At 70.6% G+C, this 15,200-nt stretch carries 16 protein-coding genes; 4 read left to right on the forward strand and 12 right to left on the reverse strand.

Going from position 1 to position 15,200, the window contains the following annotated elements:
- Nucleotides 1-24 precede the first annotated feature (24 nt).
- The 3 genes from IH68_RS56990 to IH68_RS0105375 all read right to left on the reverse strand — a co-directional run bounded on the left by IH68_RS56990 (nt 25) and on the right by IH68_RS0105375 (nt 2,103).
- Nucleotides 25-189, reverse strand: coding sequence for a hypothetical protein (locus IH68_RS56990; RefSeq protein ID WP_199931843.1), 165 nt, complete (start codon nt 187-189; stop codon nt 25-27).
- 119 nt (nt 190-308) lie between these two features.
- On the reverse strand, nt 309-770 hold the full coding sequence (locus IH68_RS0105370; RefSeq protein WP_030929122.1) for a molybdenum cofactor biosynthesis protein MoaE: 462 nt from the start codon (nt 768-770) through the stop codon (nt 309-311).
- A gap of 220 nt (nt 771-990) precedes the next feature.
- On the reverse strand, nt 991-2,103 hold the full coding sequence (locus IH68_RS0105375) for an SDR family oxidoreductase (protein WP_030929124.1): 1,113 nt from the start codon (nt 2,101-2,103) through the stop codon (nt 991-993).
- A gap of 192 nt (nt 2,104-2,295) precedes the next feature.
- On the opposite strand from IH68_RS0105375, the gene IH68_RS0105380 reads away from it, so the two are divergent.
- Nucleotides 2,296-3,759 (forward strand): zinc-dependent metalloprotease, encoded by a 1,464-nt coding sequence (locus IH68_RS0105380; RefSeq protein ID WP_030929127.1) that lies wholly within the window; start codon nt 2,296-2,298, stop codon nt 3,757-3,759.
- Nucleotides 3,756-4,277, forward strand: a complete 522-nt coding sequence (locus IH68_RS0105385; protein WP_030929130.1) for an NUDIX hydrolase — start codon at nt 3,756-3,758, stop codon at nt 4,275-4,277. The genes IH68_RS0105380 and IH68_RS0105385 overlap by 4 nt, the downstream gene beginning before the upstream one ends.
- Nucleotides 4,278-4,358: 81 nt before the next feature.
- Here IH68_RS0105385 and IH68_RS0105390 read toward each other — a convergent pair whose 3' ends face one another.
- From IH68_RS0105390 to IH68_RS0105405, 4 genes are all read right to left on the reverse strand, one after another.
- A complete protein-coding gene (locus IH68_RS0105390) occupies nt 4,359-5,114 on the reverse strand; it encodes an AIM24 family protein (RefSeq protein WP_030929133.1) in 756 nt (251 codons plus the stop codon).
- An 18-nt stretch (nt 5,115-5,132) separates the two neighbouring features.
- Nucleotides 5,133-5,813, reverse strand: a complete 681-nt coding sequence (locus IH68_RS0105395; protein ID WP_030929135.1) for an AIM24 family protein — start codon at nt 5,811-5,813, stop codon at nt 5,133-5,135.
- A gap of 11 nt (nt 5,814-5,824) precedes the next feature.
- Nucleotides 5,825-7,465: a TerD family protein gene (locus IH68_RS0105400; protein WP_030929139.1), complete on the reverse strand. Its 1,641-nt coding sequence runs from the start codon at nt 7,463-7,465 to the stop codon at nt 5,825-5,827.
- 117 nt (nt 7,466-7,582) lie between these two features.
- Nucleotides 7,583-8,179, reverse strand: coding sequence for a M48 family metallopeptidase (locus tag IH68_RS0105405; protein WP_078912323.1), 597 nt, complete (start codon nt 8,177-8,179; stop codon nt 7,583-7,585).
- 261 nt (nt 8,180-8,440) lie between these two features.
- Between IH68_RS0105405 and IH68_RS0105410 the strand changes: the two genes are divergently transcribed.
- Both IH68_RS0105410 and IH68_RS0105415 read left to right on the forward strand, forming a co-directional pair.
- A complete protein-coding gene (locus IH68_RS0105410) occupies nt 8,441-9,664 on the forward strand; it encodes a TOMM precursor leader peptide-binding protein (RefSeq protein ID WP_037884622.1) in 1,224 nt (407 codons plus the stop codon).
- Complete coding sequence (locus IH68_RS0105415; RefSeq protein WP_030929148.1) at nt 9,657-11,021, forward strand: ABC1 kinase family protein; 1,365 nt, start codon at nt 9,657-9,659, stop codon at nt 11,019-11,021. Before IH68_RS0105410 ends, IH68_RS0105415 begins: the two co-directional genes overlap by 8 nt.
- 151 nt (nt 11,022-11,172) lie before the next feature.
- Here the strand turns inward: IH68_RS0105415 and IH68_RS57830 are convergent, their stop codons facing one another.
- From IH68_RS57830 to IH68_RS0105435, 5 genes are all read right to left on the reverse strand, one after another.
- A complete protein-coding gene (locus IH68_RS57830; protein WP_078912325.1) occupies nt 11,173-11,382 on the reverse strand; it encodes a hypothetical protein in 210 nt (69 codons plus the stop codon).
- 135 nt (nt 11,383-11,517) lie between these two features.
- Nucleotides 11,518-11,841, reverse strand: coding sequence for a hypothetical protein (locus IH68_RS0105420; protein ID WP_030929151.1), 324 nt, complete (start codon nt 11,839-11,841; stop codon nt 11,518-11,520).
- Complete coding sequence (locus tag IH68_RS0105425; protein WP_010984500.1) at nt 11,838-12,206, reverse strand: WhiB family transcriptional regulator; 369 nt, start codon at nt 12,204-12,206, stop codon at nt 11,838-11,840. Before IH68_RS0105425 ends, IH68_RS0105420 begins: the two co-directional genes overlap by 4 nt.
- Before the next feature lie 175 nt (nt 12,207-12,381).
- Nucleotides 12,382-12,699 carry a hypothetical protein gene (locus IH68_RS0105430; RefSeq protein ID WP_420718973.1) on the reverse strand — a complete coding sequence of 106 codons (318 nt, stop codon included), beginning with the start codon at nt 12,697-12,699 and terminating at the stop codon, nt 12,382-12,384.
- A gap of 166 nt (nt 12,700-12,865) precedes the next feature.
- Complete coding sequence (locus IH68_RS0105435) at nt 12,866-15,088, reverse strand: ATP-dependent DNA helicase UvrD2 (RefSeq protein ID WP_420718974.1); 2,223 nt, start codon at nt 15,086-15,088, stop codon at nt 12,866-12,868.
- Between the last annotated feature and the right edge of the window lie 112 nt (nt 15,089-15,200).

A 15,200-nucleotide genomic window follows, 5' to 3' on the forward strand; every position in this document is an offset into this window, starting at 1 on the left:
ACCGTCAGCCCCACCTCTGTCATGTCACGTACCGGAGTGGGGCTTCTCCATGGCCTCACGGAAGCGGGCGTAGCCGTCGAGCTCGGGCCCGTCCCCGCGGACCTTGCGGGTCCGGTTGGCCCAACTGCCCCACAGACCGGCGCCGATCGCTGCCATGAACGGAATCAACAACCACAGGAGCGCCCCCATGCCGACCTCCCGACCCCAGTGAGCGACCGCAAGAACTGACTGATCAGCAGATTAACCAGCCACACTGAGAACGCTGACGGCAGGGGTGCAGTTACGCAACCTGGGTGTGGCGCAGGGGTTCAGCAGGCCCCGACCCATTCCTCCGTGCCATCGCTGAAGGTCTGGTGCTTCCAGATCGGCACCTCGTGCTTGAGATCGTCGATCAGCTTCCGGCAGGCCTCGAAGGCCTCGCCCCGGTGCGGACACGAAACGGCGACGACCACGGCGAGATCCCCGACGGCCAGGTCACCGACCCGGTGAACGGCGGCCAGGGCACGCACCGGATGTCCGGCCACGACCTTCTCGGCGATCCGCCGCATCTCGGCCTCGGCGCTGGGGTGGCACGAATAGCCGAGCCGGTCCACATCGGATCCCCCGTCGTGGTTCCGCACGGTCCCCACGAACAGCGCGGTGCCGCCGGCGGCGTCGTCCCCGACGGCCTGGAAGACCTCGTCCAGGGAGAGCGCGGTCTCACGGACGGCGATCAGCTTGATGGGGTCCTGGGCGGCCTGCTCGCCGGGATGGTCGTTGGTGGGTGTCATGCCTCCATCGTGCCGCACGCGTCTGACAACCCGGAATACAACTTTCACCAGGCACACGCGCGTGCCCTTTTGGAGGCTCCTACAGCCACACCGAGCCTGCGGGCATTCGTGCCGCCCAGGGCGGCTCCCGACCCAGAGAAAGGCGGCACCCCGCCCGCGCCGGGCTGCGCACCCTCACCCGCGCCCAGCCCCCCATGCCGGGCACCCTTCCGGAGCCCCCTCAGATGCGCCGCCGGGCCTTCCGCGCCCGCCGCACCACGGCCGCCGCCCCCAGCAGCGCCACCGTCGCACCCGCGGCCCCCGCCGCAGTCGCGTCCTTCCGCCCGAGCCGCCGCCCCGCGACCGTGTGCCGCCCGGACACCTCCTCCAGGAGCTCCGCGAGCACTTCCTCGTTGGTCCACTGCGGCCGCCAGCCCGCGTCGTGCAGGCGGCTTCCGCTGACCACCCAGGGGTACATCGTGTACGCCAGGTCCCCGGCCGGGGACGGTGTCAGGCCGATCCGGTGCAGCCGGGCCGCCGCACCAAGGGCGACAGCCGACGGCAGCTCCATCCGCCGGATCCCGCTGAGCTCCTCGACCTCCTCCTGCTCCAGCCACCCGTCGCAGCCCACCGTGAGTTCCCCGTCGACCTTCTCCAGGACGGCGTACTCCAGGGCGCTGCACAGGTCCTCGATGTGGCAGAACTGCCAGGCGGGGCGCGATCCGGCGACGACAAGCAGCCGGGGCGACTCGAAGTACCTGGTCAGCGCGGTGTCGGTGCCTCCGACGAGTACCGCGGGCCGTACAACGGTGACATTGAGTCCGGGGTGGGCGCGCGGCGCGCGCCGGGCGAGCCGCTCGATCTCCAGGAGGTCCCCTACGCCGGTGGCCTCGGCCGTGGCCCGCAGCTCCGCGTCCTCGGACAGCGGCAGCTCGTTGTCCGGCAGCGCCCCGTACACCATGGCGGACGTGCACAGCACGACCCGGTGGACTCCGGCCGCGGCGGCCGCGGTCAGCACGGTCTGCGTCCCTCGTACGTTGTAGGCCGTACGGGCGGCAGCGTCGGTCTCCAGATCCAGATCGAGCGCCAGGTGCACCACCACGTCGGCGCCCCGCAGCTTGTCCGCGATGGCCGGATCCCGTACGTCCAGGATGTGCCACTGCGCCCCCGCGCACTCGCCGCGCCGTTCGTCGATGGCGATGACCTGCTTGATCTCGTCCGAGGCGACGAGCCGTTCGGTGAGCAGCGCGCCGATGCCGGAGGCGGCGCCGGTGACCGCGACGACGGGCCCGCGCGTGGCGGAATTGGTTGACTCGTTTCGCGCTGCGCGAACCTGCGGATCTGGGGAACTCACCGGGCGTCTCCAGCGGTTGTCTTCAGTACGAACGCGAGTGACGCGTCCGTACCAGGTGGCATCCATCCTGCCGCAGGCCAAGAGTCGGCGAAGCACCGAGGCCCGAACCGCCCATGGTGTCTACGCTGGGTGGTGTTATCGGGCAGTCGTGCCGTCGGAGACAACCGGCGGCCTTACCAGCCGAGGAATCCCGTGAGTGACACCCCATTCGGATTCGGCCTTCCGCCGGAGGAGCCGGAAGACGGCGACGAGGGCAAGAAGAAGGACCAGGAGAGCGGTGGTGGTCAGGGACCGGCCAACCCGTTCGGTTTCGGCGGGCTGCCCGGGGCCGGAGGCTTCGGCGGCCCCGGTGCGGACAATCCGCTCGCTGCCATGTTCGGTTCGCTGAACCCCACCGATCTGGGCGCCGCCTTCCAGCAGCTGGGCCAGATGCTCTCGTACGAGGGCGGCCCGGTGAACTGGGAGATGGCCAAGCAGATCGCCCGCCAGACGGTCGCCCAGGGCACCCCTGACGGCACCAAGGACGCGAGTGTCGGCGCCGCCGAGCGCACCGCGGTCGAGGAGGCCGTCCGCTTGGCCGACCTGTGGCTGGACGACGCGACGTCGCTGCCGTCCGGTGCCGGCTCCGCGGTGGCGTGGTCCCGCGCGGAGTGGGTCGAGGCGACCCTGCCCGCGTGGCAGGAACTCGTCGACCCGGTCGCCGAGCGTGTCGGCGCGGCGATGGGCGATGTCCTGCCCGAGGAGATGCAGGCCATGGCGGGCCCGCTGATCGGCATGATGCGCTCCATGGGCGGCGCGATGTTCGGCACGCAGATCGGGCAGGCCGTCGGTGTGCTCGCGGGCGAGGTCGTCGGTTCCACCGACATCGGCCTGCCGCTGAGCCCGGCCGGGAAGGCCGCGCTGCTGCCGGTGAACATCGAGGCGTTCGGCAAGGACCTGGGCGTGCCGAAGGAGGAGGTGCGGCTGTATCTCGCCCTGCGCGAGGCCGCCCACCAGCGCCTGTTCGCGCATGTGCCGTGGCTGCGCTCGCACCTGTTCGGCGCGGTCGACGGGTATGCGCGCGGGATCAAGGTCGACACGGCCAAGCTGGAGGACGTGGTCGGCCAGTTCGACCCGCAGAACCCGGAGCAGCTGCAGGACGCCCTCCAGCAGGGCATGTTCCAGCCGGAGGACACCCCGGAGCAGAAGGCGGCCCTGGCCCGTCTGGAGACGGCTCTGGCGCTTGTCGAGGGCTGGGTGGACGCGGTGGTGCACGCGGCGGCGAAGCCGCGTCTGTCGTCCGCGGACGCGCTGCGTGAGACCCTGCGCCGCCGCCGTGCGACGGGCGGGCCCGCGGAGCAGACGTTCGCCACGCTGATCGGCCTGGAGCTGCGTCCGCGCCGCCTGCGCGACGCGTCCCGCCTGTGGGCGTCCCTCACGGACGCGCGCGGCGTGGACGGCCGGGACGCGCTGTGGTCCCACCCGGACATGCTTCCGACGGCCTCCGACCTGGACGACCCGGACGGCTTCGTGCACCGCGAGCAGCTGGACTTCTCCGAGCTCGACAAGATGCTCGGCGAGGCGGCGGGCGGCGGCTCGGCACAGAAGCCGAACCTGAAGAAGGACGACGCCTCCCAGGACGACAAGAGCGACGACAAGGGCGACGACACCGAGTGAGCCTGTACGACGACGCGGTCCTCGTCCTGAAGGGGTACGAGGACCAGGAAGAGCTGCGCCAGGCGTATCTGGACCACTTGGCGGCCCATCCGAACGGCATGTGGAAGGCCTGTCAGGCGGGTCATGTCACGGCGAGCGCCCTGGTGATCGACCCGTCCCGTGAACGCGTGCTGTTGACCCTCCACAAGAAGCTGCGGATGTGGCTGCAGATGGGCGGCCACTGCGAGCCGGGGGACGCCACCGTGGAGGCCGCGGCACTGCGCGAGGCGACCGAGGAGTCCGGGATCGCGGGACTGACGCTGCTTGCGGGCGGCCCGGTGCGGCTGGACCGGCACCCCATCCCGGCGCCCTGCCACTGGCATTTCGACGTCCAGTACGCCGTCCTGGCACCGTCCGGCGCTGTCCAGGAGATCAGCGACGAGTCGCTCGACCTGCGCTGGTTCGCCTACGACGAGGTGGCGGACGTGGCGGACGAGTCCGTCGTACGGCTGCTGGAAGCGACGCGCGCCAGGCTGTGAGCTTCGGGAGTCTGCAACTCTCAGCGACGCGTAAGGGGCGCCCGCATCGGCGGGCGCCCCTTACGTTGGATTGCTGGACGCTCAGCTCCAGACGTTCCCCTGGTTCTGCGCCCGCGCCCCGTGCTGACCCATGCCGTACTGCGCGGCGAGGCCCTGGCCGATCTGGGCGTTCTGCGGAGGCAGCAGCTCGCTCGGCTGCACGAGCGCGTAACCGCTGCCCATGAAGCTGAGCTCCCAGCCCTCGCCGGTGTTGCCGCGGCGCCGCCACACGCCCGAGGAGTGCGTCTGGGCCTGCATCTGGACGCGCAGCCCGGTCGACCAGGCGACGATCGCGTCGGCGTCGCAGTTGACGTACTTGTCGGGCGTCACCTGCATCATCAGCGGCGCACCCGAGGTCATCAGGGCGACCTTGCCGCGGCCGGTGATGTTCAGCTGGTACTTCCCCGAGCCGGAGATGCCGTAGAGGCTGTCGACGGCAATGACCTCGTGGTGCAGCGAGGAATCCATCGCGAGGACGTAGCTGCTGTCGACGGTCAGGCCGTCCTGCTCCACGTCCACCAGATGGATGTGCTGGGCGAGGTTGGCGAAGTAGACCGTGCCCTGCCCGTGGCAGCGCATCAGGCTGAGGCCCTCGCCGGTGTGCGCACGCGCGCGTGCCTGGTTGTTGCTCTGGTACTCGGCGTCGAACTCGACGAGCCCCTGGTAGGCGACCATGGTTCCCTTGCGGGCCAGGATGTCGTCGTGGCCCTCCAGGGCGACCCGCAGCATCTGCTTGTTCTGCAGGCTGTAGCGCTCCTGGGACTGCGAGTCGTTGAAGGCGAAAAGCGGACTCTGCATGACGTTTCTCGCTCCCCCTCAGCCCCGGAACCGCAGGCGGTCGGTGCTGTCCTCGCTGGGCTGGACGACGACGATGCCCTGACCGGAGAAGGCCATCTGGTAGGCCTCGCCGCTGCCGCGGCCGATCAGCGACTGCGCCTTGAAGCTGCGCTTGCCCTTCACCTTGAGGTTCGGGGACCAGGCGACGAGCGCGTCCGGGTCGACGTACGTCTCGTCCTCGCCACCGCCGCAGTCGACGACGATCGGCTTGCCCCGGGAGGTCAGCGCGACCCAGCCCTGCCCGGAGATCTTGGTGTTCCACAGGCCCTGGCCGGCGAACTTCGCCAGTCCCTTGACCCGCTCGACTCCCCAGGTGAGGTGGGCGTCGAAGGCGAGCAGGTTGGTGGCGTTGACGGAGATCCCGTCGCCGTTGAGATTGATCACGACGACGTTCGCCCCGTAGTCGGCGAGGTAGAGCAGTCCGTCGCCGGAGCACTTCATCAGGGGCGCGCCCTCGCCGGTGATCCAGTCACGGGCGATCTGGCGCACGGCCGGCGGGTTGGGCTCGTACTGGATGAAACCCTCGTAGGCGATCATCGAGCCCACGCGCGCGAGGATGTCGTTTCCGGTCTGCATGGCGACCTTCAGCATGTGGTCGCCGTGGTTCTCCATACGGGCGGTGACGGGTGCGGGGGCGTAGCCCGCGAGTGGCTGGTTCATGACGGGCTCCCTCAGACCTCGTACGGCTGGACGACGATGAAGTTGCCGGGCGCGCCCCGGAACTGCAGGTTGACGCTCTCGCCGGTGTCGCCGGGGTAGGCGTTGCGGCGCATGCGGACCTGGCTGGAGACGATCACCTGAGAGGCGGCCGACCATGCCACGACGGCGTTGGCGTCGGCGAACGTGGTCGGCGTGACCGGCAGGACCACGGGCGTGCCGTGCGTCTTGACGACGATCGTGCCGGTGCCCTGGAACTGCATCGTGAACAGCGCGCCCCCGGGGATGCCGTGTCCCTCGATGCGGCGGACCTCGTACTGGAGGCCCTCGTCGAAGGCGAGGACGCTCTCGGCGGAGACGCAGATCGCGTCGCCCTGGAGCTCGACGGGGTGCAGATGCGTGGCGTTCTCGGCGAGGAACACCTGGCCCTGGCCGGTACAGCGCATCAGCTGCATCTCCTGGCCGGTCGCGTTGCCCACGATCCGGCCCGCGAAGCCCGCGCCCTTGTAGCCGAAGTCGACCTTGCCCTGGTAGAGCACCATGCTGCCCTGCCGGGCGAGCACGGGCTGCCCGCCGATGCCGAGGTCGACGCGGATCAGCTTCTTGTTCTGCTGCGTCCAGCGCTGCCCGGTGGGTGTCTCCTTGAACATCTGGAGCGCTGCGGTCACCCCGGCGCCGCCCTGGGGAGCGCCCTGAGGCGCACCGTAGGGCGCCTGCTGCCCCGGGACCTGGCCGAACGGCGGCTGCTGGCCGTAGCCGGGCGGCGGGCCCGGGGCGTGCGGGGCCTGCGGAGCCGGGGGCTGGGCGTAGCCGGGCGGCGGCGGTGCGCTCTGGCCGTACGGCTGCTGCTGGGGCGGCTGGCCGTAGGGCGCGGGCGCCGGAGCGGGGGGCGGCACCTGGCCGCCGCCGGGTGGGGACATGGGCGCGATGATGGTGGGCGCGGCGTGCACATTCGGCGCGGGCGCGGGTGCCGGCGGCGGAGTCGGTGCCGGGGGCGGGGCGAAGCCCTGCGGAGCCGGGGCGGGCGCGGGGGCCGGAGCGGCGGGGGCGCCGAAGGCGGGCGGGGCGAAGCCGGGAGCGGCTCCGGTCTGGGGCTGCTGCGGAGCAGGCGCCGCAGGTGCCTCCTCCTCCATGACCTCGCCGCCGAAGTTCTTCAGCAGCGCCTCGAGGCCGCCGTCGAAGCCCTGCCCGACGGCCGCGAACCGCCACACGTCCTTGAGGTAGAAGTCGCCCAGCATGACGGCTCGTTCGGTGGAGAACTCCGAGCCGTTGAAGGCGTACCGGGCCACCTCCTCGCCGCCCGCGACGATGCGGATGTATCCGGGGGCGATCTGCGACATCTGCCCGGCACCGTCGAGCGTCGCCGTGAACGACAGCTTCTGGATCTGCGCCGGGATCTTGTCGAGCGTGACCCGGAAGGCCTCCGTGTCGCCCGCCTGGCCGCCCAGGAGCTGAATGGACTCCTCGGGGGACTTCGGCTGGTTGAAGAAGACGAAGTAGCGGTCGTCCGAGAGCCGTTCGTCGGCGTCAAGGCCGAAGCAGCTGATGTCGAAGGTCAGTCCGGGGCCACTGATCTGCACGCCTACGTACAGATCGGTGCCCGCGGTGAGGTCACTGATCCTGGCCTTGTGGCCGCGTTGGAATTCCCTGGCCATGCGTAACGACCGTCCCCCATCCCGAATGTGAGTGCGTCGCGCCAGGTTAACGGCTAACTCGGACACCGGAAGAAGTCGGTACAGACCCGGTACACAACCACCGCCCCAGGGCGGCCGTCACTCCCCGCGCGCCCCCGGCAGGTGCGGCAACCGTTCGGCGGCGACCACTCCTTCGAGGTAACCCCGGGCCCGTTCCGTGCGGGGATACGCCTCGAGGAGCCGCCAGAAGCGGGGACCGTGTCCCGGCACCAGCAGATGCGCCAACTCGTGGAGGAGGACGTAGTCGACGACGTACTCGGGCATGCCCTGCAACCGGTGCGACAGACGGATACTGCCTTCGGACGGGGTGCACGAGCCCCAGCGCGTGTTCTGATTGGTGACCCAGCGCACCGAGGTGGGCCGGGCACGGCCGTCGAAGTACTGGACCGACAGCCGCTCGGCGCGCTCGGCCAGCTCGTCGTCACCGAGGACCCGTTTGCTCTCCTGGGCGGCCAGCTTGTCGAGCATGACGGTCACCCAGCGCTGCTCCTCCGCCTCGGACATCCGGGCAGGGATGAGTACGACGGTGCGATCGCCCTCGCGGTACGCGGAGACCGTCCTGCGTCGACGGGAGCTCCTGCGGACCTCGATCGCGCTCGCCCCCGAGCCGCTCGGCGGCTGGCTCGTCGTGCTGCGCTGTGGCATTCCGGCGCGGTGCAGTGGGTCGGCGGGCACGCCCCGACGTTACCCGCTGCACACGGGGGAAGTCCCGACTCCTGGACGGTTCCGCCTCGATCCGCCACCAAGCGTTTGATTTGTACGACGAATATCCACCGCCTGTGGACAACTTTCGGCACCTGTCCGCCCGTCCGGGCATGCTGGTTCTCACCGGGACAGCCGCGGCGGACCGTCGACCGACCATCGACGGCCGCCGACCGAGCTGACCCGGCGGACGGGAATGATCTACGAGGGCTACGGGGGCCTGTCATGGATGCGATGGTTCCGCTTGCACCGGCGGTGAAGCCCGCGCTCAGGCGCGGCTGGCGCGATCTCAACACCGTGCAGTTCGGTATGGCACCGGCGCACGCGCTGACACTGGGGCCCGTGGACACGGCAACGGGCAGCTTTCTCGACCTGCTCAACGGCACCCGCGGACTGCCTCTCCTGCGCGAGGAGGGACGCCGTATGGACCTGCCCGACGGCCATGTCGACAGACTGGTGGAGCGGCTGGCACGGGCCGGCCTCCTGGACGACGCAAAGGGCGGCGGGCCTGCCGCCGACGCACTGCGCGGCAAGAAGGACGTCCTCGCCCGGCTGCGCCCTGACCTCGCCTCACTGTCCATGACCACCACCGAACCGGGCGAAGCGATCAGCCGCCTGGCCGCGCGCCGCTCACTGCGGGTGCAGGTGCGGGGGGCGGGCCGGGTGGGCTCGGTGCTGGCCTCACTGCTGGCGGGCGCCGGCATCGGGGAGGTCGACGTACGGGACGTCGGCCGGGTCGAGGCAGGCGACGTGGCGCCGGGCGGGCTGCCCGCCGAGTCCATCGGTGACCGCAGGGACGAAGCCGCCCGGCAGGCCGTACGCCGGTCCGCCCCGGACCGCCCGCCACGGCGCGGCAACACGGCTCCGCCCCCGGACGGCGAGCCAGGCTTCTCCCTGGTGATCCTCACCCCACGCGACGACGTCGCCGTCCACGCCCCCGCACCGTCCACCGCCGAACCGCTCATCGCCTCGGGTACACCGCATCTGTACACCGGCGTCGTGGAGGCGACCGGCGTCGTCGGTCCCCTCGTCCTGCCCGGTGAGACGGGCTGCGCAGGCTGTCTGCACGAAAGCCGCACCGAACGGGATCCGGCCTGGCCCCGGCTGGTCGCGCAGTGGCGCTCCGGCACCCCGCGCCAGCCGCGGCCCTGCGACCTGGCGCTGGCCACTACGGTGGCCGGACTGGCGGCCGCACACGCACTCGCGTTCCTGGACGGCCGGATGCCGACGAGTGCCGGAGCCCGTTGGGAAGTCTCCCTGCCCGCTCTGACCTGGCATGCGCGACCGGTGTGGGCGCATCCGGCATGCCCGTGCGGGGCCGCGGAGAAAGGTAAGGGAGAACACACCTCCGAGGACGAGGAGTCACACGAGACAATGACGGGGCAACGGTCGCCGAAGGAGCTGTGCCGTACGGCAGCAGCGGCGCGGCCGGCAGGGACTTGGAGGGCGCATGTCTGATCTTCCCCGCAAGGCGGTCACCCGGACCGCCAAGCTCGCCGCGCTCCCGCTCGGCTTCGCCGGACGGGCGACCTGGGGACTGGGCAAGCGGATCGTCGGCGAGTCCGCGGAGATCGTCGGCCGCGAGCTGCAACAGCGCACGGCAGAGCAGCTGTTCAAGGTGCTCGGCGAGCTCAAGGGCGGGGCGATGAAGTTCGGCCAGGCCCTGTCGGTCTTCGAGTCGGCACTGCCCGAGGAGGTCGCCGGCCCCTACCGCGCAGCGTTGACGAAGCTGCAGGAGGCGGCGCCGCCGATGCCGACCAGCACCGTGCACCGCGTACTCGGCGAGCGGCTCGCCGAGAACTGGCCCGACCTGTTCCTCGAGTTCGAGGACAAACCCGCCGCCGCGGCCTCGATCGGACAGGTCCACCGCGGGGTGTGGCACGACGGCCGCGAGGTGGCGGTCAAGGTGCAGTACCCGGGTGCCGGCGAGGCCCTCCTTTCGGACCTGAACCAGTTGAGCCGTTTCGCCCGCCTGCTGGGTCCGCTGATCCCCGGCATGGACATCAAGCCTCTGATCACAGAACTGAGGGACCGTGTCTCGGAGGAACTGGACTATGGTCTGGAGGCCCAGGCCCAGCAGGCGCATGCCGAGGAGTTCACTGACGATCCGGACGTGGTGGTGCCGGGTGTGGTCCACCAGTGCGACCAGGTCCTGATCACCGAGTGGATGGACGGGATCCCTCTCTCGGAGATCATCTCGGACGGCACCCGGGAACAGCGCGACCGGGCCGGTCAGCTCCTGGCCCGCTTCCTCTTCTCCGGCCCCGCCCGCACCGGCCTGCTGCACGCCGACCCGCACCCGGGCAATTTCCGGCTGCTGCCCGGTGGCCCGGGAGGTGAGGACGACTGGCGTCTGGGCGTCCTGGACTTCGGCACGGTCGACCGCCTGTCGGGCGGCCTGCCGGCCCCCATCGGCGACTCCCTGCGCATGACCCTCGACGGCGAGGCGGAGGCCGTCTACGAACTCCTCTGCGCGGAGGGCTTCGTCAAGGAATCGATCGAGCTGGACCCGAGCGCCGTCCTCGACTACCTCCTGCCGATCATCGAACCGGCCCGGGTCGACGAGTTCACCTTCACCCGCGGCTGGATGCGCAGCCAGGCGGCCCGCATCGCCGACCCCCGCTCCCCCGCCTACCAACTGGGCAAGCAGCTGAACCTGCCACCGGCGTACCTCCTGATACACCGGGTGACATTGAGCACAATCGGCGTGCTGTGCCAGCTGGGGTCAACGGTGCGGCTGCGCGAGGAGTTGGAGGAGTGGCTTCCGGGGTTCGCGGAGGAAGCCACTGCCGAGGAGCCGGCCGCGGAGGCTTGATCGGGGGCACCGGGCTGCGGGCCGCCGCGCTGCTGCGGGCTGCGAGCTCTGGGTTGTGGGCCGCTGGGCTGTGGGCTGCCGCTGCCGTGCTGCGTGTGCGAGGGGTGAGGGTGGGGGTGGGGCGGGGGGGGGAGGCCCCAGAGGAACAGTCTCACCACCAGGCGGAGTCCAGCCGCCCCTCGATAGCCCTGAGGTTCTCCCGCGAACAGGCGTCGCAGAAATACTGGCGGGCACCGTTTTCCACGGAGAAGGTCCAGGTGGGCTGCGGACCCCCCGCCCGGGCGCCGCAGCGGCCGCACACCAGAGGTTGGGGCTCCGCGGGGGAGCCTGAGTCGTCACTGCCTCCGGGAAGACTCGTCACTCGGTGACGATAACGCCGCGGTGGGTGGATCGCGGGCACAACGCACCGCGGGGGCCGGTCCGTTCGGACGGACCGGCCCCCGCGGGGAGCTACTGCCTCCCGGGGTCGGGAGGCCACCGCTTCAGGTGTGATCGGTTACTGCATGACGGCCATGGCGAGCGCGCGGCGGGCGCGCCGCGAGGCGCGCTCGGCCCGGCGCTGCATCCGGCGGGCGCTCGCCAGGCGCACTGCCTGGCGTTCCCGCTCGGCCTCATGCAGTCGGTCGTGCATATGCGCACGAGCCAGGGCTTCTTGGAGGAGTTGCATCTCTCGGGTCCTGTTCTGACGCGAGCCCGTCGCGCCTGTGGTGGTGAAATCTTCGATCGCGGAGCCAGCGGGCTCGGTGGTGGACGGCTTCATCGGGGCCTGCTTCTTGGGGTCGTTCGTGAGGGGGCGGTCGATGGTTCCGGGGATGTTCATGCTGTGACCGGGTTCTTGCGCGGGCGGCCACGCGGCCGCTTCCGGGCGACGACGACACCCTGGACGAACAGCTCGCCACCCCAGACGCCCCAGGGCTCACGCCGCTCCTTGGCGCCGGCGAGGCAGGCCTCGATCAGCGGGCAGGTGCGGCAGAGGGACTTGGCGTACTCGACGTCGGCCGGCGACTCGGCGAAGAAGACCTCCGGGTCGTAGGAGCGGCAGGGGACGGGTACGCCGAGGTTCTCGATGGCGTCGTCGAGCGCGGTGAGCGCAGTGAGCGGGATCAAGGTGGAGTCCTCCGTGAGGCCGGGCGGGGGGATCGTTTCGGAAGGCGGTACGGACGGGGCGTGCGCTTCGAGTTGCACGGTTCGTCTTCCTCGTCTGGTCGTTCCGGCCCTGTTGGGCCGGGTGGCGGCTGGTACCGGGTTCAGCTCTTGTCCCGAGGCCCCTTCGCTCCGTCGTCCCCGTTCGGGGAAAACAGAAGGGCCGCGGATCCCGGATGGGGTTCCGCGGCCCTGAAGGCGCCGGCCTGATCGGCGATCAGGCTGGATCACTCCAGGGTTCTGGCCCACGGAAGGCCCACATCAGGTGGTGCTGCGTCGTCTGCTTCCGGCTTCCGGCACCGGCCGCCGTAAAGGCATAGGCCTTCGCCTGTGCCACTACTGCTTCCAGCGCCTTGGTCGGTCGCTCATTGCGCTCACGGATGGGAAGACCCGCGAGAGAAACGGGGGCGGACGCCAGACGACCGGCAGGAATGCCGGACATACCGGTGCCCTGGTTCGAGGCGCCGAGCATGCACGTGGAGACGACCGAGCGATCGGTCAGTTTGGCGGTGCTGATGGTGCTGGTGCTGATCACTTCAATCGCCTCCTCTCGGCGTCTCGGGGGACTGGGGGTGAACCAGTCCGACGGATATGCAAGTAGAACACGGAATCGGGGCCTCCGAGAAGGCCTCCGTCCCCGTGGCTAAGAACCTATGGGGATTGCTGGGGCATGCGCAAACTATTTTTTCGACGAGTTTGAATCAGTCCTCTTCGTCCTGTTCTCCGGGTTCACGACCTGCGCACAGGGCCAGAACATCGGCCCCGTAGCGGTTGAGCTTGCGTACTCCGACCCCGGGGATGCGCGCCAGTTCGCTCTCCTCGTCGGGGGCGGCCTCGGCGATGGCCATCAGGGTCTTGTCGGTGAAGACGCAGAACGCGGGTTGTCCGCTGCGCTGCGCCTGGTCCGCGCGCCACTCGCGCAGGCGCTCGTAGAGGCCCTCGTCCATGTCGGAGGGGCAGTCCTCGCAGCGCATCAGTTTCATCTCGCCGGCGTCGGTGAGCGTGCGCCCGCACACCCGGCAGCGGGCGGGGGTGCGCTGTGTGCGCCGGGGTACGGCGTCCGGCCTGCTCGTGAAGCCCCGCTCGACGCCCCCTGCGCTGCCGGCCGCGGTGCGGCCGACGGTGGCGGTGGAGCCCGGGCGCAGCCCGTCCAGGAAGCGGCTGGGACGACGGTTCGGGCGGCCGCCGGGTGAGCGGGACAGTGACCAGGAGACGTGGAGGTGTTCCCGGGCCCGGGTGACGCCGACGTAGAGGAGGCGGCGTTCCTCCTCGATCTGTTCGTCGGTCTTTGCGTAGGTGATCGGCATCATTCCCTCGGCGACGCCGACCAGGAAGACGACGTCCCACTCCAGGCCCTTGGCGGAGTGCAGGGAGGCCAAGGTGACGCCCTGGACGGTGGGGGCGTGCTGGGCGTTGGCCCGCTCGTCGAGTTCGGCGACGAGGTCGCCGAGGGTGGCGGCGGGTTTGGCGGCGGCGAAGTCGTGCGCGAGGTTCACGAGGGCGGCGAGGGATTCCCAGCGTTCTCGGACCGCGCCGGAGCCTGCCGGGGGCTGAGGGGTCCAGCCTTCCCCGGACAGCACGGCGCGGACCTGGGAGGGCAGGTCCACGGCGTCGTCGAGGAGGGAGTCGTTGCCGCCGAAGCGGGCCGCGCCGCGCAGGGCGATGCCCGCCTTGCGCACCTCGGGACGGTCGAAGAACCGCTCGCCACCGCGCAACTGGTAGGGGACTCCGGCGTCGGCGAGGGCCTGTTCGTAGGTCTCTGACTGGGAGTTCGTGCGGAACAGGATGGCGATCTCGCTGGCGGGGACGCCGGCGTCCATGAGTGCGCGGATGCGGCGGGCGGCGCCCTCGGCCTCGGCGGGTTCGTCGGTGTACTCGGTGTAGCCGGGTTCGGGGCCCGGGTCGCGTTGCGAGATCAGTTCGAGGCGGTGGTCGGCTGCGCGGCCTCGGGCCTGGGCGAGGAGTCCGTTGGCGAGATGGACGACCTGGGGGGTGGAGCGGTAGTCGCGGACGAGTTTGACGACGGTGGCTCCGGGGTGGCGGGTGCGGAAGTCGAGGAGGTGGTCGGGGGTGGCTCCGGTGAACGAGTAGATCGTCTGGCTGGCGTCGCCGACAACGCACAGGTTGTCCCGTTCGCCGAGCCACAGTTCGAGGAGACGCTGCTGGAGGGGGCTGACGTCCTGGTACTCGTCGACGACGAAGTGCTGGTACTGGGACCGGACCTGGTCGGCGATGTCGTGCCGGTCCTGGAGGATGGCGACGGTGAGCAGCAGGACGTCCTCGAAGTCGATCACGGAGCGGTCCCGTTTGAGGTCTTCGTAGACGGAGTAGAGCTGAGCGATCTCGGCCGGGTCGCGGGGGGTGTCGCGGCCGGCCTTGGCGGCGGCGGGGGCGTAGTCGGCGGGGACGGTCTGGGTGACCTTGGACCATTCGATTTCGGCGGTGACGTCGCGCAGTTCGCCGCGGTCGAGGCGGATGCGGCAGGCGGCGGCCGCGTCGGCGACGAGTTGGATCTTGCGGTCGACGAGCCGGGGCATGGAGCCGCCGACTGCTTTCGGCCAGAAGTACTGGAGCTGGCGCAGGGCGGCCGAGTGGAAGGTGCGGGCCTGGACTCCGGCGGCGCCGAGGTGGCGCAGCCGGCCGCGCATCTCGCCGGCGGCGCGGTTGGTGAACGTGACGGCCAGCACGCTGGAGGGCTGGAGGATTCCGGCGCGTACGCCGTAGGCGATGCGGTGGGTGATCGCTCGGGTCTTGCCGGTTCCGGCGCCCGCCAGTACGCACACCGGTCCGCGCAGGGCGGTGGCCACCTCGCGCTGCTCGGGGTCGAGCCCTTCGAGCACGGCATCGGGTCCACTCGGCGGAGCCGAGTACTGGGAGCTGCCGGTGCCGCGCGGGAAGAGCGTGGAGTGCGTTGCTGCTGTCACATGGCCATGCTGCCAGGTCGTCGGAGACGGGTGCGGCGGTTGTCCACAGGCAGGTACCTGCAGTCGTACTAATGCGGCAGGCGTCACGTCCGGTGCGGTACCGGGTGTGGGA

This window comes from Streptomyces sp. NRRL S-646 (assembly GCF_000720765.1).
GTDB lineage: Bacteria > Actinomycetota > Actinomycetes > Streptomycetales > Streptomycetaceae > Streptomyces.

Excerpts from the sequence above, each read along its gene's own strand:
- IH68_RS56990 (WP_199931843.1), bottom strand. The coding sequence starts at position 189 with ATGGGGGCGCTCCTGTGGTTGTTGATTCCGTTCATGGCAGCGATCGGC.
- IH68_RS0105370 (WP_030929122.1), bottom strand. The coding sequence starts at position 770 with ATGACACCCACCAACGACCATCCCGGCGAGCAGGCCGCCCAGGACCCC.
- IH68_RS0105390 (WP_030929133.1), bottom strand. The coding sequence starts at position 5,114 with ATGCAGAGTCCGCTTTTCGCCTTCAACGACTCGCAGTCCCAGGAGCGC.
- IH68_RS0105395 (WP_030929135.1), bottom strand. The coding sequence starts at position 5,813 with ATGAACCAGCCACTCGCGGGCTACGCCCCCGCACCCGTCACCGCCCGT.
- IH68_RS0105400 (WP_030929139.1), bottom strand. The coding sequence starts at position 7,465 with ATGGCCAGGGAATTCCAACGCGGCCACAAGGCCAGGATCAGTGACCTC.
- IH68_RS0105410 (WP_037884622.1), top strand. The coding sequence starts at position 8,441 with ATGGTTCCGCTTGCACCGGCGGTGAAGCCCGCGCTCAGGCGCGGCTGG.
- IH68_RS0105415 (WP_030929148.1), top strand. The coding sequence starts at position 9,657 with ATGTCTGATCTTCCCCGCAAGGCGGTCACCCGGACCGCCAAGCTCGCC.
- IH68_RS0105420 (WP_030929151.1), bottom strand. The coding sequence starts at position 11,841 with ATGAACATCCCCGGAACCATCGACCGCCCCCTCACGAACGACCCCAAG.